Origin of the sequence: Cupriavidus sp. SK-4 (assembly GCF_000611125.1) — a bacterium.
GTDB lineage: Bacteria > Pseudomonadota > Gammaproteobacteria > Burkholderiales > Burkholderiaceae > Cupriavidus > Cupriavidus necator.
The window spans coordinates 42,463-66,919 of sequence record NZ_JFJW01000146.1; the positions used below are offsets into that span (position 1 = coordinate 42,463).

The 24,457-nt window shown below is 65.6% G+C and carries 22 protein-coding genes, 2 tRNA genes and 1 pseudogene; 12 read left to right on the forward strand and 13 right to left on the reverse strand.

From position 1 onward, the window contains the following. Positions 1 to 244 precede the first annotated feature (244 nt). From CF68_RS29110 to CF68_RS35625, 3 genes are all read left to right on the forward strand, one after another. Positions 245 to 1,915, forward strand: coding sequence for an MASE1 domain-containing protein (locus tag CF68_RS29110; protein WP_035825817.1), 1,671 nt, complete (start codon positions 245 to 247; stop codon positions 1,913 to 1,915). Continuing rightward, positions 1,896 to 2,561 carry a response regulator transcription factor gene (locus CF68_RS29115; protein WP_084187508.1) on the forward strand — a complete coding sequence of 222 codons (666 nt, stop codon included), beginning with the start codon at positions 1,896 to 1,898 and terminating at the stop codon, positions 2,559 to 2,561. The genes CF68_RS29110 and CF68_RS29115 overlap by 20 nt, the downstream gene beginning before the upstream one ends. A gap of 326 nt (positions 2,562 to 2,887) precedes the next feature. Beyond that, on the forward strand, positions 2,888 to 3,643 hold the full coding sequence (locus CF68_RS35625) for a LuxR C-terminal-related transcriptional regulator (protein WP_161786881.1): 756 nt from the start codon (positions 2,888 to 2,890) through the stop codon (positions 3,641 to 3,643). Between the two features lie 85 nt (positions 3,644 to 3,728). Here the strand turns inward: CF68_RS35625 and CF68_RS37810 are convergent, their stop codons facing one another. Then, positions 3,729 to 5,171, reverse strand: coding sequence for a hypothetical protein (locus CF68_RS37810; protein WP_035825822.1), 1,443 nt, complete (start codon positions 5,169 to 5,171; stop codon positions 3,729 to 3,731). Between the two features lie 293 nt (positions 5,172 to 5,464). Then, positions 5,465 to 6,388, reverse strand: a complete 924-nt coding sequence (locus CF68_RS29130; RefSeq protein WP_035825824.1) for a LysR family transcriptional regulator — start codon at positions 6,386 to 6,388, stop codon at positions 5,465 to 5,467. A gap of 124 nt (positions 6,389 to 6,512) precedes the next feature. On the opposite strand from CF68_RS29130, the gene CF68_RS29135 reads away from it, so the two are divergent. The 5 genes from CF68_RS29135 (at position 6,513) to CF68_RS29155 (ending at position 12,612) form a co-directional block, all read left to right on the forward strand. After that, positions 6,513 to 7,601, forward strand: a complete 1,089-nt coding sequence (locus tag CF68_RS29135) for a tartrate dehydrogenase (RefSeq protein ID WP_035825828.1) — start codon at positions 6,513 to 6,515, stop codon at positions 7,599 to 7,601. A gap of 58 nt (positions 7,602 to 7,659) precedes the next feature. Continuing rightward, complete coding sequence (locus CF68_RS29140) at positions 7,660 to 8,910, forward strand: glycerate kinase (protein ID WP_051591744.1); 1,251 nt, start codon at positions 7,660 to 7,662, stop codon at positions 8,908 to 8,910. After that, entirely contained in the window at positions 8,907 to 10,325 is a 1,419-nt protein-coding gene (pyk, locus tag CF68_RS29145; RefSeq protein WP_035825831.1) for a pyruvate kinase, read from the forward strand. Before CF68_RS29140 ends, pyk begins: the two co-directional genes overlap by 4 nt. Before the next feature lie 88 nt (positions 10,326 to 10,413). Next, positions 10,414 to 11,400, forward strand: a complete 987-nt coding sequence (locus CF68_RS29150) for a tripartite tricarboxylate transporter substrate binding protein (protein ID WP_035825833.1) — start codon at positions 10,414 to 10,416, stop codon at positions 11,398 to 11,400. 108 nt (positions 11,401 to 11,508) lie between these two features. Beyond that, positions 11,509 to 12,612, forward strand: a complete 1,104-nt coding sequence (locus CF68_RS29155) for a mandelate racemase/muconate lactonizing enzyme family protein (RefSeq protein ID WP_035825835.1) — start codon at positions 11,509 to 11,511, stop codon at positions 12,610 to 12,612. Positions 12,613 to 12,779: 167 nt separating this feature from the next. Here CF68_RS29155 and CF68_RS29160 read toward each other — a convergent pair whose 3' ends face one another. From CF68_RS29160 to CF68_RS29175, 4 genes are all read right to left on the reverse strand, one after another. Then, the gene (locus CF68_RS29160; RefSeq protein WP_152548572.1) at positions 12,780 to 13,388 is read right to left on the reverse strand and encodes a hypothetical protein; all 609 of its coding nucleotides are present in this window, start codon (positions 13,386 to 13,388) and stop codon (positions 12,780 to 12,782) included. Positions 13,389 to 13,634: 246 nt separating this feature from the next. Further along, a complete protein-coding gene (locus CF68_RS29165) occupies positions 13,635 to 14,498 on the reverse strand; it encodes a cytochrome c (RefSeq protein ID WP_035825840.1) in 864 nt (287 codons plus the stop codon). A gap of 20 nt (positions 14,499 to 14,518) precedes the next feature. Next, positions 14,519 to 15,388, reverse strand: coding sequence for a metal-dependent hydrolase (locus CF68_RS29170; RefSeq protein ID WP_035825842.1), 870 nt, complete (start codon positions 15,386 to 15,388; stop codon positions 14,519 to 14,521). 42 nt (positions 15,389 to 15,430) lie between these two features. Continuing rightward, positions 15,431 to 16,981, reverse strand: coding sequence for a serine hydrolase (locus tag CF68_RS29175; protein WP_035825844.1), 1,551 nt, complete (start codon positions 16,979 to 16,981; stop codon positions 15,431 to 15,433). Positions 16,982 to 17,142: 161 nt separating this feature from the next. Here CF68_RS29175 and CF68_RS38770 point away from each other — a divergent pair, with 161 nt between their 5' ends. Continuing rightward, a complete protein-coding gene (locus CF68_RS38770; RefSeq protein WP_235205926.1) occupies positions 17,143 to 17,559 on the forward strand; it encodes a DUF1484 family protein in 417 nt (138 codons plus the stop codon). A 62-nt stretch (positions 17,560 to 17,621) separates the two neighbouring features. Here CF68_RS38770 and CF68_RS29185 read toward each other — a convergent pair. Both CF68_RS29185 and CF68_RS29190 read right to left on the reverse strand, forming a co-directional pair. Beyond that, positions 17,622 to 17,708 (reverse strand) — tRNA-Leu (locus CF68_RS29185). A gap of 104 nt (positions 17,709 to 17,812) precedes the next feature. Further along, a complete protein-coding gene (locus CF68_RS29190; RefSeq protein WP_035825848.1) occupies positions 17,813 to 18,718 on the reverse strand; it encodes a LysR family transcriptional regulator in 906 nt (301 codons plus the stop codon). A 120-nt stretch (positions 18,719 to 18,838) separates the two neighbouring features. On the opposite strand from CF68_RS29190, the gene CF68_RS29195 reads away from it, so the two are divergent. After that, positions 18,839 to 19,663 carry a substrate-binding domain-containing protein gene (locus CF68_RS29195; RefSeq protein WP_035825850.1) on the forward strand — a complete coding sequence of 275 codons (825 nt, stop codon included), beginning with the start codon at positions 18,839 to 18,841 and terminating at the stop codon, positions 19,661 to 19,663. Between the two features lie 74 nt (positions 19,664 to 19,737). Here CF68_RS29195 and CF68_RS29200 read toward each other — a convergent pair. The 5 genes and pseudogenes from CF68_RS29200 to CF68_RS29220 form a co-directional block, all read right to left on the reverse strand. Beyond that, positions 19,738 to 19,824 (reverse strand) — tRNA-Leu (locus CF68_RS29200). A 113-nt stretch (positions 19,825 to 19,937) separates the two neighbouring features. Next, complete coding sequence (locus CF68_RS29205; protein ID WP_035825852.1) at positions 19,938 to 20,750, reverse strand: MetQ/NlpA family ABC transporter substrate-binding protein; 813 nt, start codon at positions 20,748 to 20,750, stop codon at positions 19,938 to 19,940. A gap of 203 nt (positions 20,751 to 20,953) precedes the next feature. Then, positions 20,954 to 21,160: pseudogene (locus CF68_RS29210) on the reverse strand (type II toxin-antitoxin system PemK/MazF family toxin); the annotation flags it as partial. Positions 21,161 to 21,168: 8 nt separating this feature from the next. Further along, positions 21,169 to 21,576 carry a VOC family protein gene (locus CF68_RS29215; protein WP_035825854.1) on the reverse strand — a complete coding sequence of 136 codons (408 nt, stop codon included), beginning with the start codon at positions 21,574 to 21,576 and terminating at the stop codon, positions 21,169 to 21,171. A 117-nt stretch (positions 21,577 to 21,693) separates the two neighbouring features. Then, positions 21,694 to 22,368, reverse strand: a complete 675-nt coding sequence (locus tag CF68_RS29220) for an SGNH/GDSL hydrolase family protein (protein ID WP_035825857.1) — start codon at positions 22,366 to 22,368, stop codon at positions 21,694 to 21,696. A 135-nt stretch (positions 22,369 to 22,503) separates the two neighbouring features. On the opposite strand from CF68_RS29220, the gene CF68_RS29225 reads away from it, so the two are divergent. Beyond that, positions 22,504 to 22,980 (forward strand): SRPBCC family protein, encoded by a 477-nt coding sequence (locus tag CF68_RS29225; RefSeq protein ID WP_084187514.1) that lies wholly within the window; start codon positions 22,504 to 22,506, stop codon positions 22,978 to 22,980. Beyond that, positions 22,977 to 24,457, forward strand: a 1,481-nt coding sequence (locus CF68_RS29230) for a DHA2 family efflux MFS transporter permease subunit (protein ID WP_035825879.1), incomplete at its 3' end; no start/stop codon positions are given. The genes CF68_RS29225 and CF68_RS29230, both read left to right, overlap by 4 nt.

Genomic DNA, 24,457 nt, shown 5'->3' on the forward strand with positions numbered 1-24,457 from the left:
TTACTGCACGATGCCGATCGAATCTATTCGGCTACGCTTACCGCGCAGGGGAGTTCTGACGTAGATTCATAGTAGTGTTGCGGCACCATGGTTTTGCAGCACTTCGCCTTGCATCGATTCGGTGCAGGCTCGTGATTTGCCGCAGGTGCATGGAACATTCACTTTCGCAAGAGTGTCGTCATTCCGTTTAACGATAGAAATGACTGGATGTGACAGTGTCTGTTCCCGAGGTTTGATGCGAACAATGTTTATTATCCCGCGCAACTTTAGACTCAGCCTTTTCGTCCATGCCGGATTTGTCGCTTTGGCGTATTACGCAAGTGCCAAGCTGGGACTTGCTTATGCAGTAGTGGGCGGTGCAGTGTCTCTGGTGTGGCCTTCCAGCGGCGTCGCCCTCGTTGCGCTCCTTGTCATTGGCTTTGCAGCTGCCCCCGGAATTGCCATTGGCTCCTTTTTGGCCAATATGTCGGTCGGCGTGCCACTGCCAATGGCCGGGGTGATTGGCCTCGGCGCGACGGCGGCAGCGTTGACGGCCACATTGTTGTTGAAGCGCGTGGCTCAATTCCGGATCGCCCTCGACCGCATCAGGGACGTGTTGGCCTTCATCATCCTGGCTGCGACGGTCAGCACCGCAGTGAGTGCCCTGATTGGTGCGACCGCTCTCCTTGGAGCGGGTCGGGTGTCAGTCACCGAATACGGCGCCGCCCTTCTGGAATGGTGGCTCGGTGACATGATGGGTGTGCTGGTGGTGGCTCCGCCCCTGCTCGGCCTGCTTGCGAGTCCCATGCCTGTGCGCTCCGCAAAGCAGGCAGTGGAAGCGTGCGGGCTGGCCGTTGCAATCCTCTGGGCAAGTTACCTTGTCTTCGGCGCCCCCGAGCTTGCCGGGCACGGCTACTATCCTTCAGCCCTGGCGATTCTCCCGTTCATTATCTGGGCGGCTCTGCGCTTCGATCACCTGGGCACCACCTTCGCAACCTTGCTGGTCTCGATCGTGGCCATCTGGGGCACCACCAACGGCACCGGTCCCTTTGCCGCAGAGTCTGCAGTGGATAGCCTTGTGAGATGGTGCGCCTTCGCGAACGTCGTGGCAGTGACCGGGCTGCTGCTGGCGGCGGCACATGCCCAGGAGAAGCGCGTCCATAGCCTGCTGCAGGCGTCCCACATCGAACTGGAGCGGCGCGTGCAAGAGCGAACCCGGGACCTGGAGCGAGCAAACCATGAGCTGAAGCAGGAGATGGCGCGGCGTCGCCTGCTGGAAGCGGAACTGATCCGAATCGGCGACCAGCAGCAGAGGCTCATCGGCCGGGAACTGCATGACGGCCTCGGGCAGCACCTCACCAGCCTGGGCTTCTACTGCAGCACCTTGAATCAAACACTGCAGAAGCATGGCCACCCGGCCGCCGCGGACGCGGCTACCATCGTCGGACTGGTGAAGCAGGCGTCCTTGATGACTCGCAAGATTGCCCATGGCCTGGACCCGGTCACCATGGAATCTGGTGGCCTTGCGGTCGCACTGCAGGGGCTGGCGCAGACGACCTGCGCGCTGGATGGCATAGACTGCACGCTGCGCATTGGGTCAGACGTGGATTTGCTGGATCCGCCGATGCAGATCAACCTTTACCGTGCGGCACAGGAAGCCGTGAATAACGCGCTGAAATATAGCCAGGGACACCACATCGGGATCGACCTGGAGCGCGAAGGCGGGATGCAGCGGCTTTCCATCAGTGACGACGGGGTGGGGGTCGACCCGGAAAAAATGGAGCGTGCCTCGGGGCTGGGGCTTCACAACCTGCGTCACCGGGCGAGCCTCCTGGGCGGCTCCTGCACGATCACTCGCAATGCTCTGGGTGGCACCACGGTTGCCATCAGTTATCCGATACCAGAGAGTCCGGGCCATGCGACAGAAGCCATCTAGCCCGGGCCACGCAACCCAGATCCTGATCGTGGATGACCACCCCATCATCCGGGAGGGGTTAAGCCAGATGCTGAATCTGCATGAGGACCTGCACGTCTGCTGTGTGGCCGGCAGTTCTGAAGATGCTCTGGCGTTGATGGCCTGCCAGCCTGACATGGCCATTGTCGACCTCAGCCTGCACTCGAACTCCGGCCTGGATCTTGTCAAGACGCTCCGGCAACACTATCCAAAGCTGGCAATCCTGGTCCTCAGCATGCATGACGAAATGCTGTTTGCCGAACGCGCACTGCGGGCAGGAGCAAACGGGTATCTGATGAAACTCGAGGCCACGGAGCATATTGTGAATGCCATCCGCGAGGTGCTGGCAGGCAATGTCTACCTGAGTGCCGCCATGCATGACAAGCTGGCGCGGGCCCTGAAGGCTCCTCAAAGAAACCCCGCGGGCTCGATCGCGAGCCTGTCGGAACGGGAGTTCGAAGTCCTGCACCTGATCGGACTCGGCTTCAGCACGCGCCAGATCGCCGGGAAACTGAATCGCAGCGTCAAGACCATCGAGGCGCATCAGGCCAACATCAAGGAAAAGCTGGACATTCCTAACGGCAAGGAGCTGATGCGCTTCGCGATTCAGTGGATCGAGAGCCACTAGGCGTTGAGTTGCTTTCGCCTGCTTGAACGCCCGACTGCTCGCGGCCCTGGGCCGGACGGAGCCTGGTTGCGCGTGTCAAGGGCGGGGAAGCCCCCACATAACCTGCCTTCAGATCTGATTTGAATACCGCTTTAGCCGGCCCTGGCCTGCACCACAGCCCGCCTTTCGCACCGCAGCAAATCTCGTCAGTCTTTTTCCCCCGAACGGGGCGTTCCGCCAATGGCGGAATTTGCATACACTCGCCAACTTCATGGACCGACGGCCAGCCCAGGCGCTGTGCGCTCCGGTCATGGTGAGCCATCGGAATGCGGCAAGTCGGAGACTTCATGAAGGTAGATCCAATTAGTGACTGGCAATACGCTGAAACGGTCCTGAACGCGCGAACGCCACAGGAAGTGTCCCAGGTCGCGCTGCGCGCGGCGCGGGGCATGGGCTTCAATCACCATGCTTATGTCATGAAGCAGCCGGTAATCGGTCCGGAGAGCGACAACGATTTCGTTTGCTTCCACGATTTCTCCGCGGACTGGGCGCGGGCGCGCTACGAGCCACTGCGCGCCAGGCGGCATGAGGACAGCGATGCGCGCGTGGAGCACGTGCGCGCGGGCATGCCGGCGACGTCATGGAATGCGCTGGGCGAGGTTGACCATACGCGCCGGGATATCGGGCAGCGCGCGCGCAACCTGTTGCGCAGTGCCGGCGAGCATGGGCTGAGATCGGGCCTCACCATCCCGCTGTGGACGCCCGGCATCGACTGGGCCTTCATGACCCTGACAACGGATGCCACCACCGATCTGCGCGCGCTGCGCACGACGCTGGCGCCGATGAGCTACTTTGCACACTGCCTGCACTCGGCGTTGCGCCGCCTGCAAGGCGAAGCCTGCCGTCCGGTACTGAGCCGGCGCCAGCGTGAGATCCTGCAATGGGCCGCCATCGGCAAGACCACCTGGGAGATCTCGACCATCCTCGCGATCAGCGAGAGCACCGTCTACTTCCACCTGAACGTTGCCGCGAGCAAGCTCAACACGCGCGGGCGCCAGGCGACCTGCGCACGCGCGGTGGCGCTGGGGCTGCTGTCGATCTGACACGGACCCTCGCTGACCGTTAACGCGCGCAAGCCCCGGGCAGAGTATTCTCCCCGGGGCTTGCAGGCTGCGGCGAAACCGGGCCTCAGTTTGCCGGCGTGTAATAGCGGCCGACGATCCTGGTGCCCGCGTCGCCCCACTGGTTCCAGACCAGGGCCGCATTGCCCTTCTCGTTCACCGCCACGGCAGGTATGGCGGCAGTGTCGCTGGAGCTCTCGCCGAGCGTCGCCGTGCCCCAGCCGGTGCCGGCCACGTAGCGGTTGGTCCAGAGATCGGCCACGCTGCTGCCGTCTGGCTTCTGGGTCCATGCCACAAAGCCGTTGCCGGCGCCGTCGAGGCCGACCGTGGGCAGGCTGGGCTCGCGCGTGCTGGCATTGAGCAGCACGGTCGCGGTGCCCCAGGCACCGTTGGCCGGCGCCAGGCTGGCCACCAGCGCGTTGTCGTTGCGGCCCCAGGCCACCATGGCGTCGCCGCGCGCATTGACCGACAGCCGTGCCTTGCTGACAAAGGCTTCGGCCACCGGCGGCGCCACCTCAACCGTGTTTTGCCAGGCCGAGGTAAATCGCTTCGAGTACAGCGTGCTTTGCGTGGTGCTGTTTGCGGTATCGGATTGCCCCCATACCAGCGTGGCATTGCCGCTGCCGTCCATGGCAATGGCGGGGAAGCCGAGCGTCCGGTCGATGCTGTCATCGCGCACCAGTTCGCTGGGTGCGTCCCAGCTGCCGCCGCTGAAGCGGCTGGTCCAGATGCCGTTGCTGGCCAGGTCAGTCAGTTCCCACACGGCAATGGCGTCGCCCGAGGGCGCCACCGCGATCTGCGGGCGCACGTTCTGCACACCGACATCATTGGGCGTGGCGAATGTCGTCTCCGTGCCCCAGCCGCTGGCGGCGGTATAGCGGTTCGCCACGATCTTGAACGGGCCGAACTGGCCGTCGCGCTGGAACCAGACCGCAAGCGCGTTGCCGCTGGCATCCATGCCGACCTGCGGCTGGGCCGCCAGGCCGACCCCCGACTCGATACGGGCCAGAGTCCCCCAGCCCGTGCCCGGGTCGAACGGGCGGGCCCAGATGTCGTAGGCGCCCGCGGTGGTGAGTTGCGCCCACACGACCATGGCGCGGCCGGTGGCGCGGTCCATCGCGATCTGCGGGCCGTCGGTGGCGCCCGCGGGGTCGTTTTCCAGTGCCACCGGGGCGGACCAGCCGGAACCCGGCACATAGCGGCTCGCCAGCACGCTTTCGTTGGCGGTGCCCGGATCCAGCTGCATCCAGACCGCGATGGCGTTGCCCGCGGCATCGATGGCGACGTTCACATTGCCGGCGCCCGCCTCGGTGAAGGGCGCGGGGTCGCTCCATCCGGCCGGGGTGGCCGGCGTGCCGGGGTTGCCTGGCGTGCCAGGCGTACCGGGGGTGCCCGGATCCCCCGGATTGCCTGGGGTGCCGGGGTTCGGCGAATTGGTCGTGTTGTTATCGTCCCCGCCACACGCGGACAGCGCCGCGCAAATCGCCATCAGCAAAATCGTCTTACGCATTGAGTCTTCCCTTTCGGATCTTGTTCTTCAAAGACCAATTCGCGTGCCGGGGCTGGCATGGAGATAACGCAGATCTGCCCGGAGCTGGCCCCGGAGAACGGGGCTGGCGCGAATTGCCTTGGACGAGAATAGTGAAAGGCCGGGGTGGTGGAGCGGGCACCCTGTGGGATTCCACAGGGGGGTGTTGCGGCGCGGGCCCGAGGTTGGGGCGTTTCTGTCCCTTCCCGCTCGTTCAACCAATTGACTCGAATACACGCCCGGCGGCCCGGGCGCCGGAAAAAAACCTGCTGCCGTTACTTCCCAAACTCACTGAACTTCGCCGCCAGGAACTCCACGAACAGCCGTATCCGGGACGACAGTTGGTGCCGCTGCTGATAAACGGCATAGATGTCCGCCTCCGGCGTCGCGTATTGCGGCAGTACCTGCACCAGCCGGCCACTGCGCAGGAATCGCTCGATATCCCACTCAGCGCGCATCAGGATGCCGTGGCCTTCCAGCGCCCAGTTGACCGCGATCTCGCCGTCATTGGTGGTGAGGTTGCCGCGCACATGGACCGATTCGGTCCGCGCCTTGGTCCCTTTGCCTGAGGTCAGGCGCCACACGCCATAGGCGTCGCTGCCCTGGCGGATGCCGATGCAGTTGTGTTGGCGCAGGTCGGCGGGCGTGTGCGGGGTGCCGTGGCTGCGCAGGTACTTGGGCGAGGCGCACAGCAGGCGCCGGTTTGGCGCCAGCTTCCTGGCCACGATGCGGGCGTCGGGCGGCTGGCCGAAGCGGACGCAGACGTCGAAGGCATCTTCGCTCAGCGGCGGCGGGTCGGCGGACAGCTGGAGCTGGACATCGACCTCAGGGTAGGTGGCGACGTACTCGGAAATCACCGGCGCCACATGCATGCGCCCGAACCCCAGCGTGGCATTGACCCGCAGCAGGCCGCTCGGCCGGCCCTTTGAGCGGGTCAGGATCTGGTCCAGGTCGTCGATCTCGCTGAGGATGCGCCGGGCGTGCTCCAGGTAGACCTCGCCCTCGGGCGTCAGGCTCATGCGCCGCGTGGTGCGCGTCACCAGCGGCATGCCGATGCGCGCCTCCATCTGCGCCAGCCGCTTGCTGACCGCGGCGGTAGTGATCCCAAGGTCGCGCGCGGCCGCGCTCAGGCTGCCTGCCGTGGCCACCGACGTGAAGAATCCCAGTTCTGACGGTTGGATGCCGGACGATAGCGCCATTCCATCTTTAATTTCAGGTTAACAATGGTTTAACTCTACAAGCGATCCAAAACCTTGTCCACGGCCCAGAATCCGCCCCACGCACTCAACTTGTATTTGAATCGATCTGGACCAGGAGACACGGATGAAGACGTACCGCATTGCAACGATCCCCGGCGATGGCATTGGCAAGGAGGTGGTGCCCGCCGGCCGTGAAGTGATGGAGGCGCTGGCGTCTGCCGGTGCAGACTTCCGCTTTGAATTCGAAGACTTCGACTGGGGTGGCGACTACTACCGCCAGCACGGCGTGATGATGCCCGCCGACGGCCTGGATGCGCTGCGCGATAAGGATGCCATCCTGTTCGGCTCCGCCGGCGACCCGCATATCCCCGATCACATCACGCTGTGGGGCCTGCGCCTGAAGATCTGCCAGGGCTTCGACCAGTACGCCAACGTGCGCCCGACGCGCATCCTGCCCGGCATCGATGCGCCGCTCAAGCGCTGCGCCGCGGAGGACCTGAACTGGGTGATCGTGCGTGAGAACTCGGAAGGCGAGTATTCGGGCGTGGGCGGCCGCGTGCACCAGGGCCACCCGATCGAGGCGGCCACCGACGTCAGCATGATGACCCGCGTAGGGGTGGAGCGCATCCTGCGCTTTGCCTTCAAGCTGGCCCAGTCGCGTCCCCGCAAGCTGCTGACGGTGATCACCAAGTCCAACGCGCAGCGCCACGCCATGGTGATGTGGGACGAGGTCGCCGTGCAGGTGGCCAAGGATTTCCCGGACGTCACCTGGGACAAGGAACTGGTCGATGCAGCCACGGCGCGCATGGTGAACCGTCCGGCCTCGCTGGACACCATCGTCGCCACCAACCTGCATGCCGACATCCTGAGCGACCTGGCGGCGGCGCTGGCCGGCAGCCTGGGCATCGCCCCGACCGGCAATATCGACCCGGAGCGCCGCTACCCGTCGATGTTCGAACCCATCCACGGCTCGGCCTTCGACATCATGGGCAAGGGCCTGGCCAACCCGGTCGGCACCTTCTGGTCGGTGGTCATGCTGCTGGAACACCTGGGCGAGAACGAGGCGGCGCAGCGCGTGATGCAGGCCGTCGAAACCGTCACCGCCAACCCCGCGCTGCATACCGGCGACCTGGGCGGCAAGGCGACTACCGCTGAAGTGACCAAGGCGGTGTGCGACCTGCTTGCCGCTGGCCAGCAAGCCAAGGCCGCCTGAGCGCTAGGGCCGTTTCGTGAGCCAGCATTATTCCGAGCCCAACGTGTTGCTGCGGCGCATGTTCGATGCGGCGGTCGCCGCCGCCCAGCCGGCCAGGACCCTGGCGCGGCACCTGCCGCCGCCGCCGCGCGGACGCACCGTCTTCATTGGCGCGGGCAAGGCCTCGGCGGCGATGGCGGGCGCGCTGGAAGCGGCATGGCCCGGGCCGCTGGAAGGCCTGGTCGTTACCCGCTACGGCTATGCGGTGCCGTGCTCGCGCATCGAGATCGTGGAGGCCGCTCACCCCGTGCCGGATGATGCCGGGCTGGCCGCTTCGCAGCGCATGCTGGCGATGGTGGCGGGCCTGGCCGAGGACGACCTGGTGATCTGCCTGGTCTCCGGCGGCGGATCGTCGCTGCTGCCGCTGCCGCTTGCCGGCATCACGCTTGACGACAAGCAGCGCGTCAATCGCGCGCTGCTCAAGTCCGGCGCCACGATTTCCGAGATGAATTGCGTGCGCCGGCACCTGTCCGCCATCAAGGGCGGCCGGCTGGCAGCCGCGTGCCATCCGGCGCGCGTGCTGAACCTGCTGATTTCCGATGTGCCGGGCGATGATCCCATCGATATCGCCTCGGGTCCGACCGTGCCTGACCCGACCACGCGCGCCGATGCGCTGGCCATCGTCAAACGGTATGCGATCGACCTGCCGCCCAATGTGATGGCAGTGCTGGCATCCGACGCGGCCGAGACGCTCAAGCCCGGCGACCCGCGCCTGCCGCGCATCCGCACCGAGTTCATCGCCACGCCCCGGCTGGCGCTGGAAGCGGCGGCGCAGGTGGGCCGCGACGCGGGCTTCGCCGTGCACATGCTGGGCGACGCCATCGAAGGCGAAGCCCGCGATGTCGGCAAGGTCATGGGCGGTATCGCGCTGGCGGCGACCAGGCATGGCCAGCCGTTTGCGGCACCGTGCGTGCTGCTGTCCGGCGGCGAGACCACGGTCACGGTGCGGGGCGCGGGCAGGGGTGGCAGGAACGTGGAGTTCCTGCTCTCGCTGGCGCTGACGCTGCGCGGCGAATCCGGCATCCATGCGATTGCGGGCGACACCGACGGCGTCGACGGCCAGGAAGAGATCGCGGGTGCGGTGATCAGCCCGGACACGCTTGAACGCGCCTGGCGCGCCGGACTGCGTCCGCAGGATGCGCTCGCCGCCAACGACGGCCATGGATTTTTCGAGGCGCTGGGGGATGCCGTCATCACCGGTCCCACGCTGACCAACGTCAACGACTTCCGCGCGATCTTGCTGACGCGCGCTTCTGGAGCCTCCGCATGAGACGCCTTCGCAATGCCAAGATCGTGGCCACGCTGGGTCCGGCCAGCACCGACCCGGCCATGATCGAGCGCCTCTTTGACGCGGGCGCCGATGTATTCCGGCTCAACTTCAGCCACGGCACCCATGCCGACCATCAGCAGCGGCTGCAAAGCATCCGCGCCATCGAGCAAGCGCGTGGCCGGCCCATCGGCGTGCTGCTGGACCTGCAAGGGCCCAAGCTGCGTATCGGCACCTTTGCCAACGGCCCGGTGCAACTGGCCGCACAGGCCGCGTTCCGGCTCGATCTCGATGCCAGCGTGCCGGGCTCCGCGGAGCGGGTCAGCCTGCCGCATCCGGAGATCTTCGCGGCGCTGCAGCCCGGTGCGGAACTGCTGGTGGACGATGGGCGCGTGCGCCTGCGCGTCGAACGCTGCGGCGCGGAGTACGCAGAGACCACCGTGATCAATGGCGGCACGCTGTCCGACCGCAAGGGCGTCAATGTGCCCGGCGTGGTGCTGCCGCTGTCGGCGATGACCGAGAAGGACCGGCGCGACCTGGACTTCGGGCTGTCGCTGGGCGTGGACTGGATTGCGCTGTCGTTCGTGCAGCGCGCCGAGGATATCGAGGAGATCCGGCAGATCTTGGACGGCCGCGCCGGCATCGTCGCCAAGCTGGAGAAGCCGGCCGCGATCCAGAGCCTGGAAGCGATCGTGGCGGCATCGGACGCGGTCATGGTCGCGCGCGGCGACCTGGGCGTCGAGATGCCGGCGGAGCAGGTGCCGTCGCTGCAAAAGCGCATCGTGCGCGCCTGCCGCAAGGCCGGCAAGCCGGTGATCGTCGCGACCCAGATGCTGGAGTCGATGGTGGCCGCGCCGGTGCCGACGCGCGCCGAAGCGTCCGATGTGGCAACCGCCATCTACGACGGCGCCGACGCCGTGATGCTGTCCGCGGAATCGGCATCGGGCAGCTATCCGGTGGAAGCGGTGCGGATGATGGACAGCATCATCACGCGCACCGAATCGGATCCGCATTACCACGAAGCCATCCAGGCATCGCACTCGGCGCCGCGCGCGGAAGCCGCCGACGCCATCGGCTATGCCGTCAGGCACGTGGCCAACCTGCTGCGCGTGCCTGCCGCGGTCACCTACACCAGCTCAGGCTACTCCGCGCTGCGGATGGCGCGCGAGCGGCCCGAAGTGCCGATCCTCGGCATGACGCCGCGGATCGCCACCGCGCGCCGGCTGGCGCTGGCCTGGGGTGTGCATGCGGTGCTCTGCCATGAAGTGGTGGATGTGCTGGAGATGACCAACCTGGCCAGCCGCACCGTGCTGAAGGAGCAGTTTGGCGTGGCCGGGCAGCAGATCGTCATCTCGGCCGGCCTGCCGTTCACCGTGGCCGGCACCACCAACCTGCTGCGCATCGCGCAGGTCCAGTAGGCAGACATCAGACAGGGGAACCAAGGCGCTATCAAGCATTAATCAGCCGAAAGCCGGCTGCAAACATAGAACATTCAGGAGACAAATCATGCGTGGTACTGAACTCGTGCGTCGTATTTCCGGTGTGGCCGTGCTGGCAGCCGGCTTCATTCTCAGCGGCACTTGCCTGGCACAGGAATGGCCAGCTAAGCCGATCACCCTGGTGGTTCCGTTCCCGTCGGGCGGTACCACGGACGTGCTGGCCCGCGCGCTGGGCGACCAGTTGTCGAAGAGCCTGGGCCAGCCCGTGATCGTGGAGAACCGGCCCGGCGCCGGCGCCACCGTGGGCGCGGACTACGTCGCCAAGGGCAAGCCGGACGGCTACACGCTGCTGATGGGCGCAGTGCACCATACCATCGCCAGCAGCGTTTACAAGAAGCTGCCCTACAGCTTCCAGAAGGACCTGGCGCCCATCGCCACGGTCGCCATGGTGCCCAACGTGCTGGTCATCAATGCTGCGCAGACGCCGGCGAAGAACGTCAGCGAACTGGTGGCCCTGGCGAAGAAGGCATCGCCGGAGTTTGCCTATGGCTCCAATGGCAACGGCACCGCGCAGCACCTGATCGGCACCCAGTTCCAGGCAGCGACGGGAGCGCCGCTGCTGCACGTGCCTTACAAGGGCAGCGGCCCGCTGACGACCGATCTGCTCGGCGGACAGGTGACGATGTCGTTCGATACCCTGACGCCGGTGCTGCAGCACATCAAGTCGGGCAAGCTGCGCGCCCTGGCCGTGACCACCGCGCGGCGCTCCAGCGTCCTGCCTGATGTGCCGACGCTGGAAGAGGCGGGGCTGAAGGGCTTTGATATCGGCACCTGGTTCGGCGTGCTGGCGCCGGCCGCCACGCCCGCGCCCATCGTGACGCGGCTGAATGCCGAGATCGTCAAGATCGTGAAATCGCCGGACTTCCAGCAACGCATGGTTGCGGTCGGCGCCGAGCCGATGGCGAGCACCCCGCAGGAGTTTGCCAAGCGGATCCAGGACGAGACGGTCAAGTTCGCCAAGCTGGTGAAGGACGGGAAGGTGACGATCGAATAGGTGATCAGCGGTCATTCGGTTCCTTGCCTTCTCGCCTATATTGAAGTCTGCCCGGCATCGCTCCAATGCGATGCGGGGCAGAATGCGAGTAGCGGAAGGAGGGGGGCCATGAAGATCGCGAGCATCGAAGCCATCGTCCTGCGCATTCCGTTCACGGTGGGCGGCGTTTCCGCCGCGGGCGTCTGGGGCGGCGCCGGGATGCAGGCCGCCGATTCGCTGCTGCTCAAGGTGACGACCGACGACGGGCTGGTCGGCTGGGGCGAGACCTTCGGCTTCGTTGGGATTCCGGCGGTCAAGGCGGCCATCGAGCAGATGCTGGCGCCTGCCTGCATCGGCCGGGATGCAACCCGGATCGATGCCCTCGGCCTGGACCTGCAGCGCAGGTTCCATGTCTTCGGGCGCAGCGGGGCCATCTTCTATGGGCTGTCCGCGCTCGATATCGCCCTGTGGGACCTCTGCGGCAAAGCGGCCGGGCTACCCGTTCACCAGCTGCTCGGCGGCGCGCGCCGGGACCGCCTGCCTGCCTATGCCAGCCTGATCCGGTATGCCGATCCCGAAACGATGGCGGTCAATGTCAGGCGCGCCATCGCCGATGGCTACCGGAGCCTGAAGCTGCATGAGGTCGACCTCACGGTCATCCGCGCTGCCCGCGAAGCGGCGGGCCCGGACGTCGAGATCACGCTGGATACGAACTGCCCGTGGCCACTCCATGAGGCCATCGACATGGCGCGCGCGCTGGAACCCTTGTCGCTACGGTGGCTGGAAGAGCCCCTGTGGCCGCCGGAGAACTACGCCGGACTGGCCGCCCTGCGCCAGCAGTGCGCCATCCCGGTCGCCGCCGGCGAGAATGCCACCACGCTGATGGAGTTCCAGCACCTGCTCAGCGTGGGCGCCGTTGATGTGGTGCAACCCAGCCCGGCCAAGATGGGCGGCATCAGCGCCTTGCGCAACGTCTTTGCGCTGGCCGAGGCGCACAACACGCAAGTGATGGTCCATACCTTCTACGATGGCCCGGGGCTGCTGGCCAGCATCCATGCCACGGCAGCGCTGGGGGATGCCGCGGCCATGATCGAATGGCGTTACTTCGACATGGACGCGCAGGTGCTTGGCGATGCCGTGGTGCCTCGCGATGGCATGATCGCGGTACCCGCTGGCCCGGGCCTGGGCATCGACCCGGATCCGGAGGTCATCCGGCGCTATCGCGTTGCGTGAGCGGGCTTGACATGACCGCTAGCTAAGTCGTCGAGGCCGCCTGGCGTGGGCCCAGCGACGTGCTCGTCGCATGTTCGACGTCGCTGCAGTCGTTTTTCTTCTTTCCAGGTCGGCCAATGCCAAAGCCAGTAGATCGCGGTGATAGGAATAGCGATGGATAACCTGGTTCACAAGTAGGCCACCAATGGCAGTCCGCCAAGGAAGGCGAGGCCGTAGGTGAGAATCTGACCTTGCCAGGAATTGGTAGTCGATAGCAATTCCTTACTGGCGACCCATGCGCCACCAGCGAGGGCAAATAGGGCGAGCTTGTCTGAGCCGCCAAAGAACAATGTGAAACGGCGTTGCAGCCGCTCAATGCGGACCTTGAGCAGCAGATCAACTTGCTGTAGCGTATGCCGCCCAAAAGGTCTGAGCCTGTCTATATGTTCGGCATCGTGATGCGCCTCTCGGCGCAGGCGCATGAAGTCGCGGCTTCGAAAGCGCCATAGTGCATAGACTAGCGGAACAAGATCAACGACGATGGATGCCAATGCCATGATGCTGGTGATGACGCTGCTGGCGAGGAGTCCGATGCGCCATGCTGGCCCAAGTGAAGTCGACAAGAAGCCGGCGAAGCCTGCGGCTCCCCAAGTGACCAGGAGCAAAGCGAGGGCAACTGAACGGAGCCAGAAGACAATTCGCGCGCAATGAATCTCGAGGCGCGATTGTTGGTCAGCTCCTTTGGCTGGACGGATCTTGCTGAGAAGGAGCAGCAGTTCCTTGTAGGGCTTGGTCAAGGCGAGTTCAAGTCTGATGATCGAATGGTCTATATCGGCCGGCAAGAGTTGCTCTTTAGAGCCAAAGGGCGCTTGGTATCGTTCGATACCCTGACACCGGTGCTGAAGCATCAAGTCCGGCAAGTTGTGCGCCCCGCCTCTTCCAGCGTCCTGCCCGATGGGCCCACGCTGGAAGAGGCGGGGCTCAAGGACATTTGGAATCGCTGCGCTGGAACCTCCAGGGCGGCCACCAGGGCCGCAAGGCAGTCAGGACCCGCCGCCGGGCGCGGCCGCCTTGCGTCCGGCCATATGACGCAGGTACGCCAGCAGGTCCTTCAGGTCCGCGTTGGACAGCGTCTTCTCGTCGATGGCCGACATGCGCGAGTTCGGCCACCAGCGCAATGATTGCGGGTCACGGATCAGCCTGGCCAGCTTGTCATCGCCCAGGTACTCCACTGGGTTGTACGGCACGTTCAGGTCGGGGCCGAGGTTGGCATCGCCGACCCGGTTGAGGGAGTGGCACGAGAAGCAGACGCGCTGGAAGGTCATGAAGCCGCGCATGACCGGTCCATCGGCAGGCTGGCCAGCGGCGGGCCGGATCGCTGCATAGCGCTCGGCGGGCGACGCGGTGATGTCAATGCGCACGATGCTGTAGGTCCAGTGACTCTCGTTGATCGCCGCAGCGGCGCGGCCGGACGGCACGGTCCAGATCAGCCGAAACGGGCCGATGTCCTGGTCCTTGAGCCTTGGCCACGGCGCGGCAGGATTCTCGACCGCCAGCCACGCGCGTGGCCCGTCGGCGCGCTCGGCCAGCAACAGGCGCATCGGCAAGTGGGCAACATAGCCATCGCTGGCCGCGGTCGTGGCACTGGCGCTGTCGTTCACCGGCATGCCCTGCAGCAGCGCTGTCAGGGGGATGGCCTTGAATGTGAGACGGCGCTTCAGGTTGTCGTCATCCACCGTCACATCTACCAGGAGCGGATCGCGCAGCAGTTCGTCGCGGGTCCAGCTGCGCTGCTGCGTGCCTGCCGAAATGGTCAGGGTCGCCGGGTCCGCGGCGCACGCCGGACCAGCCAGGAACGCCAGGGCGCAGCCAAGCGCGCCAACGGCCTTTGCCAGCCAGCCACTCATGCGCGATGACTCCTGAGTCATCAGAAGTCCACCTTCTCCCCCGGCTGCGGCACGATCACGCTTGCCGCAGCGCCGGCGCCCAGCGCCGCCTTGAACGCCTCCGGTGTCCCGCTCAACTGCGGCGAGGTCTGATAGTGGATCGGAATCGCAAAGCGCGGCCGGATCAGGTCGCGCACCGCGATGGCGGCTTCCTGCGGGCCCATGGTGAAATGGCCGCCAATGGGGATCAGCACGAGATCGGGTTTGTAAACCTCGCCGATCAGCCGCATGTCACCGAACAGTCCGGTATCGCCCATGTGCCAGATCTTGAAGCCGTTCTCCAGCTCGATGATGTAGCCGACGGGCTCACCGCCGTAGTGGGTTTCGTCCTTGCCGGTGGCGGGGTTCTTCAGCGCCAGCTCCGACGAGTGCTCCGCATGCACTGCGGTGATTTTGGGGCCGGTCGGGCCAAAGGGCATGACCGTGCCGCTCTTGCCGAAGCGCTGCGCCTGCGCGGCCGGGACCATGCCCAGGCTGATCAGGGCCTGGCCCAGGCCGCCGCCGTTGTAGATCGGCGCGTTGGTCAGCCTGGCCAGGGCCGGGGCATCGCCCAGGTGGTCACCGTGGGCGTGCGTGACCAGGATCAGGTCGACCTTGCCCAGCGCCGAGAGCTGCTTGAAGCCTGGCGGCGTCTTGGGATTGGTGGTGAGCCATGGGTCGATCACGATGACCTTGCCGCCGGGCGTGGTGATGCGCGTGGCGGACTGGCCCAGCCACAGCACTTCGGCTTTGCCGGCGGTGGGCTGGCCGGGCGGCATCGGGCGCTGGGCGTCCGCTGGCGGCGTGGGCGCGGCGCAGGCGCCGAGCAGGGCAATGACGGTGGTGAGGAGAACGGTGCGCAGTCTGGTCATGGACTTTCTTCCCTGGATGAATTGGCCTGGCAACTTGCAGTACTAGCGGACAAACATGCCCAAGCCTTCGTGGTCGTAATACTCCAGCCACACGCGGTCGCTGGAGAACGCCGCCTGCGAGATCGTGCCCGGCGTCGCGTTTTCATTGTTGAGCGCAAAGGTAAAGACATCGCCGTCCCAGTGGCTCAGCGGCAAGGTCAGCGGTGTGGCGCCCAGCGTCATCACCAGCGTGCCGCCCTGGTCGGCCACCTGCAGCGGACCGTAGTAGTCGTTCTGGTAGGTGCCGGTGTAGGTCGAGAGCGCGCGCGCCGGCAGCGGACTGGCGGGGCGCGGTTGCCCGACCAGCCTGCCTTCCGGCGCCAGCAGCGGCGCAAGCGCATCGCCGTAGATCTGGCCCCAGTCTCGCCGGATGGCGCCGTACTGCGCCAGGTCGAAGAACTGTGCGTTCAGGGTTTCCGGGACGCCGATGGGATAGCCGTTGGTCAGCGTCACGATGGCCAGGTTTAGCGACGGCACCGCGGTAAAGTTGGTGGCCGCGCCCACCACGAACGCGCCGGAGTGGTTATAGGAGGTCAGCCCGAGTTCGGTCGTGCCGACATTGAAGCCATAGCCGTAGTAGCCGGCCGGACGTCCGCTGACGGGCGGACTGCTCTGCATCTGCTGGCTCAGCGCGGGTGCCAGCGCGGCGGCGTCGACGATGCGCTGGCCTGCGAACTCGCCTTTGGCGAGCAGCATCGCCAGCCATTTCGCCATGTCGTTGACGGATGAGCTGACGCCACCGGCGGGCGATTGCGCATCCGGCATCGTGCCCATGCCTTGCACCCAGGCGCCATTGATCCTGACATGGCCGAGGGCGCGGTTGTCGCGCGCGGCAAAGTCGGCATGGCGCGAACTGGTGCGCGCCATGCCCAGCGGTTGGTAGATGGCCTGTTCGGACAGCGTGGCCCAGTCGATGCCGGCCGCGGTGGCCACGGTCTCGGCGGCGGCGGTCATGCCAAAGTTGGTGTACGCATAGACCGCACGGAACGGATGCAGCGGCAGGAAGCGCAGGCGCGTCAGGACCTGCTGGCGGTCGTAGGCCATGTCTTCAAGGCGGTCGCCGGCGTGGTCGGGCAGGCCGGAGCGATGGGCGTAGAGATCGCCAATGGTGACGGCTTCCGTGACTTCCGCTTCCGAGAGCGCGAACCAGGGCAGGTGCGTGCGCACTGGCGTATCCCAACTGATGCCGCCGCGCCCGACCTGCCGGGCCACCACGGTTGCCCCGATGGGCTTTGACACCGACGCAAGCTGGAACACGGTGTCGGCATCAACCGGCGCGGGGTCGGTTACCAGCCTGCGGCCAAAGCCTTTGGCGTAAACGGTTTGATTGCCGCGCACCACGGCGACGGCCATGCCCGGCACGCCGGAACTGGCCATCAGGTCAGCGGCCAGCTTGTCGACCTGGGCGATGGCCTGGGTGATCTGGGATTCGGGAACAGGATCGGGCGGCTTGGGCGGATCGTCATCATCCCCACCGCAGGCGGGCAGGGCAGGGACCAGCAGGCCGCCCAGCGCGGCTCCCAGGAAACGGCGACGCTCTTGCAGTTTGCCCACGGTGGTTCTCCGCAGTTCTTCGGTCAGGCGGCTCGGCCGCGCCCTTGGATAGGAATACTGTAGGCGATGGGGCGGGGAGTGGCGAATGCGAAACGTCTTATCGCCGCACGATGGCGGGGGCGAGAAACTGCAGGCCTCACCGAAGGGTTCGGTGAGCAGGGGTGACAACCCGGCAAAGCAACAATGACCAGATAAAAAAAATCCGCGAGCAGGCCGTTTTCCACGGCGGGCCGGGCGGGGCAGCCTTATGGCTGGCCGGTTTTCCGTCATTGTTGCACCGGCAATGTCACCCCCGTTGTCTGGCCCGCCACCTTCTTCATACTTGGGCAGGCGGGCGTTCTCTAAAGGAGAAAAGCGCGATGCAAATGTCTACTCATCACCCTGCAGATGTCCGGCATATCGTCCCGGCCGGCACAATCGAGTCCTTTGAGCAAATCAGCGCCGGGCTGAGTGCCATCCTGTTGCTGGTTGAAATCGAGAGCGAGCGGTCGGAGGGCTGCCACAACGTGTATTCGCTGTTGGCAATGGTGAAGGCGCAGCTGGACCAGACGGCGGCAAAGCTGTGCGCAGAGGACTGAAGCATTCGCCGCGGCAAAAACAAAAAGCCCGCACTTTCGTGCGGGCTTTCTGCTTGAATCTCTGGTGCCCAGGAGAGGACTCGAACCTCCACAGTGTTGCCACCGCTAGGACCTGAACCTAGTGCGTCTACCAATTCCGCCACCTGGGCAAGGTGAGCGCCGGATTTTACAGCGCGCTGCGGATTTTGCAAGTCCCTCGGCCGGCTTTAGCGCAAGAAATCCAGTTGAGCTGTGGTAGGCCAGCTGTTGCTGGTCAATCGGTGGACATTTCAGCGTCAGAAGTGAGGATGTCAAACAGCGCCTTGGCCGCAGGCTGCAACGCCCGGTCGCGACGGCGTATCAGCGCCAGGACACGGTCCACGGCAGGCTCGATCAGCGCGATGGCGCACAGGCGGGGATGATCGCGCGGCAGTGCCAGGCCCGGCAGCACGGCCATACCGAGGCGGGCTTCCACCAGCGCCAGCACGCCAACGACGTGGTTGGCTTCGTAATAGATGGTCGGGCGCTGTTCAAGATGGGCGATGGCATTCTCGATCAGGGCGCGATTGCCGCTTTGCCTGGACACGCCGGCCATGCGCTGCCCCGCCAGGTCAGCCCATGCGACAGACTTGCGATCGGCCCAGGGATGGTCGCGCCGCAACACCAGCCTATAGGGCTCGGTACGGATCGGGCGGAACTCGATATTGGGTTCCTGGGAACCCATGAAGTTGAGCCCGAAGTCCGATTCGCCCGACAGCACGCTGGACAGCGCCGCGTTGGCGCTTTCGTCGATCACGCGCACGCGCACGCCAGGATGACGGGCTGCAAACACGCTGATGGCATCGGGCAGCAGATGTGCCGCGGCAGACGGTATCGCCGCCACCGTCACCAGCCCGCGCCGGAGCGCGGCTTCGTCACCAAGGCGGAACACGGCGCTGTCGAGAATATCCAGGGCAGTCCGCGCTTCCTCCAGGAACTGCCTGCCGACGTGTGTCATCTCCACGCGGCGGGTGGTGCGTTCGAGCAGGCGTGAGCCGAGCGTCTTTTCAAGTTTGTCGATCCTGCGGCTCAGCGCGGGTTGCGAGATATGCAGGGTCTCGGCGGCCACCCGGAAACTGCCTTTCTCCGCCGTGGCGATAAATGCCTGCAAATCCTCAAGTGCGAAATTGATGCGTGACATGCATGAAATCATCAGAACATTGCAATTCACAGAATAGTGTTACGCGAATACTCTGGCAATGCAGAAAAACGAGGAAGACTGGCGCTCTTGCGGCGCCAGCAACGAAATCTTGGAGACGAAATGAAGCTGACCGCCCTGGCCGCCAGAAAGGCCGCACTGGTTTTCCTGGTATGGCTGGCCGCGCCCGCCTGGGCAGACGATATCCGTGTGATTACCTCGGGCGGCTTCACCGCGGCATACCAGCAACTGGTGCCACTGTATGAAGCCGCCACGCAGGACCGGATCATCACCGCCTACGGCGCGTCGATGGGCAATGCACCCGATTCCATCCCCAGCCGGCTGGCACGCGGCGAGACCTTCGATGTGGTGATCCTGGCGGACTCGGGTCTCGACAAGCTGATATCGGAGGGCAAGGTGGCAGCGGGCAGCCGGGTGGACCTGGCACAGTCGCTGATCGGCATGTCGGTCCGCAAGGGCACGCCCAAGCCCGATATCAGCACCGCAGAGGGCTTGAAGCAGACCTTGCTCAACGCTAAATCGATTGCGTATTCAGCCAGCGCCAGCGGGACTTACCTGTCCGGTGATTTGTTCCACCGGCTCGGCGTCGCGGACCAGATCAAGGACAAGGCCCGCAAGATCAACAGCGAGCGCGTCGGCGCCGTGGTGGCCCGCGGCGATGCGGAAATCGGCTTCCAGCAAGTCAGCGAGCTGCTGCCGTTCAAGGAGTTGGATTTCGTCGGCCCGCTGCCAGCCGAACTGCAGCAGCGGGTCTTCTTCTCCGCCGGGATGGTGGCGGGCCACCAGAGCGCGGCGGCTTCGCGGTTTGTTCAGTTCCTGGCGTCCCCGGCGGCAGCCACCATCGTGCGAACGACCGGGCTGGAGCCGGTTGCCACGCCGCTGCCGCCACCGGCGCCCCCGGTTCTGGGGCAGCCGCAAAAACGCTAAGCCGCTTCAATATCGGTTGGCGGCCGCAAAAACAAAAAGCCCGCACTTTCGTGCGGGCTTTCTGCTTGAATCTCTGGTGCCCAGGAGAGGACTCGAACCTCCACAGTGTTGCCACCGCTAGGACCTGAACCTAGTGCGTCTACCAATTCCGCCACCTGGGCAAGGTGAGCGGCGCATTTTACCGAAGGTTCACAAATTTGCAAGCACCTCCGGCGGGCACACGCAGCATCGCTGGCCGGACCGCGTTACGGCGATCCGGCTGCGCCACGGGCAATCAGAACGACGGCACCATCGCGCCCTTGTACTGGGCCTTCATGAACTGGCGCACGTCTTCAGACTGGTACGCTGCCACCAGCTTCTTGACCCACGGCTTGTCCTTGTCCTGCGTGCGCACGACGATGATGTTGGCGTACGGGCTGTGGATGTCTTCCAGCGCGATCGCGTCCTTGGTCGGCTGCAGGCCGGCCGCGAGCGCGTAGTTGGTGTTGATCACGGCGGCGCTGACATCGGGCAGGGCGCGGGCCAGCTGCGCTGCATCCAGTTCCACGAGCTTCAGCTTCTTCGGGTTCTCGGCCACGTCCAGCGGGGTGGCGTTGACACCATTGGCGCCGGCGCCTGCCTTCAGCTTGATCACGCCTTGCGACTGCAGCAGCAGCAGGGCGCGGTTCTCATTGGACGGGTCGTTGGGCACGGCCACCTTGGCGCCTTGCGGCAGGTCCTTCGCCGACTTGAGGTTCTTCGCGTAGATACCCAGCGGCGAGATATAGGTGTAGCCCACGCTCTGCATCTTGTACCCGCGCTGCTTCACCTGGCTGTCCAGGTAGGGCTGGTGCTGGAAGCTGTTGGCGTCCAGGTCGCCGGCATCCAGTGCGGCGTTGGGCTGCACGTAGTCGTTGAACTCCACGACCTTGACGTTCAGGCCATTGCGCTTGGCCACCTTCTGGACGACTTGCCAGACTTCGGCATCGGGGCCGCTGACGGTGCCGACGCGGATGGTCTGTTCCTGGGCCGAGACGCTGCCGGCGGCGATAAAACCAAGGGCGGACACTGCGACCGCCAGGCGCTTGATGAGAGACGTGCTGCGCATAGGAGTTCTGGAGATATTCTGGTTATGTGGCGAGTGAGACAGTCGCCTGGGCAGGGATCGCCTGACCGGGGCGAGGGCCACAGATTAACGCAATTGCGTCCAGATGGCGCTGTAGGAATGAATCTGGCGTCTATTTGTTTTTCATATGCTTATGAATCCAAATGACGCCAGATTGCCGGCATTAAATGCTTCTGGGTCACGGCTCAGTCTGCAAAGACTTCGCGCAATGTCCGCAAGGTGTCCTCCACGATCCTGTCACTCAGTCCGCCGGCCCGCCTGACCAGCCGGGATTTGTCCACGGTCCAGAGCTGATCCAGCAGGATCAGGCCAGTCTTGCGCTGAAAAGTCACCGGGACGCGAAACGGTGCCGGCCTGCTGCCGGTAGTCATTGGCGCCACGGTGACGGTGCGCCACTGGCTCAGCCGGCCAGCGCCCCATATCCCTGGCCCTTCCACTCGATAAAACACAACCCATGCCCGAACGGGTCCGACAGCCTTGCTTGCCGCCCCCAGTCAAAGTCCTGCGGCCAGTCCTCGATCTCGGCGCCGGCTTCCAGCGCGCGTTCGATGGCTTGTTCCAGGTTGGCCACGACGAAGTCAAGGTGGACCGGGGTCCAGTGGCGGCGGTAGTCGCGCCGGGTATCGGCGCGGGTGGTGGGGCGGGTGCCGGCGGGCTTGGCGAGCAGGTAGATGGGGGTGTTGCCGCCCAGCATTTCGGCAACGGTGCCGTCGAACAGCTTGCGGTTCAGCCTCAGGCCAAGCCCCTGCGCGTAGAAGTCGATGCCGCGCGGCAAATCGTCGACATCGATATTGATCAGCAACTCCATGACAGCCTCCTGGCGGCGTTCCGTGTGAGAGCGGCCGCATTGTGCGCCGGGTCTCCTGACACCTGCTGTCAGGAGTGATGTTTCAGCCGGCCGCAGGCAGGTGCCAGGAACGGCGCTCTAGCCGCGCAACAGCTCCCGCACGACCGGGCGCAGCGCGTCGCCGAGTGCCAGGTGCGCGTCGGCATCCAGGTGCACGCCGTCGACCTCGCTGCTCTGGATCACGGTCCCGGCGTCGAACAGCGGACAGCCCAGTTGCGTGCAGACCTCGGCCACGGCTTGCGGCAGGCCCGTCCACTTATGTTCGCCGCCAGCAAACTTGGGCGCCAGCGGCCCGCGCGGGGTGCGGATCGGGGGTGGGGTGACGACCAGCACCGGCGGCACCGGCATGCCCGGCTCGATCGGCGCGCTGCGGATGGCCTGCACCAGTGTGGCGATGCCCTGGGCGGCGTGCCAGGCGTTGTGCGGGTGCATCGACTGGAAATCGTTGTTGCCCAGCATCAGGACCACCAGGGCCAGCGGCGAGTGGATTTCAATGCGCTGCGCCAGCCCCTGCAGGCCGTTGCGGCCGGGTTTGAAGGGATCGTCCCAGACCGTGCGGCGGCCGTTCAGGCAGTCTTCGATGATGCGCACCGGGGTGCCGCCGTCGGCGTTCAGGCCCAGCTCCAGCCGGCCGGGCCAGCGCACCGGGAAGGGCAAGCGCCGGCGCGTGCCGGGCACGATGCCCCATGACAGCGAGTCGGCGTAGACAAGGATCTGCAGGGGATCGGTTTCGGCCAGCGGCGCGGCGCTCATGCGGGACTCCAGTTGGCGTGGATCTTGGTCGATAAAGAGCAATGGCCCGTGTCAAGCCATGTTGCACCGCGCAGACAAAAAGGTCTCCCGAACACGCGGAGACTTCATAATATCGAATCACTGCAGACAGGGAGAATGAAGTTGCGTTTCGAGCACTTGGTTGAGATCAACGATCCGGGCAATCCTCAACTGGATCCGCTGACGCCTGACCAGCTGTGGCAAGGGCTGGTGCTGCGCGCCGAGTCTCCCGAACTCTTCGTGCTGGGCCTGGACCGCGCCGAGGTAGTCGGCCGCGGCGACAACTGGATCGATCGCGTGCTGCATTTTGGCAAGGCGTCGATCCAGGATCATGTGGTGTTCGAGCCGCGCCGCCAGGTGCGCTATGAAACCGCGGCCACGGCCGAGCATGCCGGCGGCACGCTGACCATGGCGATCGAGACCCCGGCCCCGAGCGCGCTGCTGCTGCGCTTTGTCTACGACACCACCATGCCGGCGGTCGACGCCAGCGGCGATGACCGCTACGCCGAGATCGTCAAATCCGCCTACCACGAGGCCGATATCGACACCGTCCGCAAGATCCGCGAGATCGCTGACACCGGACGGCTGGGGTGAGCGAGGGCCCCGCCACGCCGGAGGGTTCCGGCCAGCGGCCGGGTCTGCCGACCCGATTGGCGCTGCGTGCGCGCTACGGCGAGCGGCTGCGCTGGCTGGTGCTGGTGACGCTGATGCTGGGCACGATCTCGTCGATCGTCTCGTCCACCATCATCAACGTAGCCATTCCGGACCTGAGCCGGCACTTCGTGCTGGGGCAGGAGCGCGCGCAATGGGTGGCGGCCAGCTTCATGGTTGCGATGACGCTGTCGATGCTGCTGACGCCCTGGCTGCTGAACCGCTACGGGCTGCGCCGCACCTTCCTGGGGGCCTCGCTGCTGCTGGGCGCGGGCGGGCTCTTTGGCGGCTTTTCACCGACCTACGGCGTGATGATCGCGATGCGCGTGGCCGAGGGCATTGCCGCGGGCATCATGCAGCCGTTGCCCAATATCCTGATCCTGCGCGTGTTCGAAGAGCGCGAGCAGGGCAAGGCGATCAGCATGTTCGGCTTTGGCGTGGTGCTGGCGCCCGCGCTGGGGCCCAGCCTGGGCGGCTTCCTGGTCGAGGCCTTCGGCTGGCGTTCAATCTTTTTCGTGGTGGTGCCGCTGACGCTGATCGGCGTGCTGATGGCGCGGCGCTTCATGGCGGTGGACTCGATCATGATGGGCGAGCGCCAGCCGCTGGACTGGCGCGGGCTGGGCCTGGCCGGCATTGCCACGGTAAGCCTGCTCAACGGCGTGGTCGAGATGCGCGAGAGCGTGCCCGCGGGCCTGGCGCTGTTGGGCTTCGGCGTGCTGATGCTGGCGGCGTTCGTACTGTGGCAGCTGCGCGCGGCGCATCCGCTGATGAATCTGCGGCTCTATAGCTACCGGCAGTTCGCGGCCGGGGCGGTGGTGGCCTTTATCTACGGCGCGGGGCTGTTCGGCTCGACCTACCTGCTGCCGGTCTATATGCAGATGGCGCTGGAATACACGCCGTCGCGCGCGGGCCTGGTGCTGTTCCCGGCGGGCGTGGTGCTGGCGCTGACGATTGCTGTATCGGGGCGCTTCACCCACAAGATCGCGCCGCATATCCAGGTGTCGTTCGGGCTGGCGCTGCTGTCGCTGTCGTTCCTGCTGATGGCGCTGGGGTCGCGCGCCACGCCTTATCTGGTGCTGGTGGCGCTGGCGGTGCTGGGGCGCATCGGGCTGGGCTGCATCCTGCCGTCGCTGACGCTGGGGGCAATGCGGGGGGTGGACTTCACGCTGATCGCGCAGGGCTCGAGCTGCATCAACTTCCTGCGCCAGCTGGGCGGCGCCATCGGCGTGAGCCTGGCGGGCGTGGGGCTGCAATGGCGGCTGGCGGAACACGGCGCGGTGCTGGGCCAGGCCGGCGACGCCGCCGTGCAGGCGGCGCGCATCCGTGCCTTCGATGAAACCTTCCTGGCCGTGGGCGTGGTGATCGCCAGCGCGATGTTCGCGGCGTGGCGGATCCGGCCGCGGCCGCTGCCGGCGGCCCG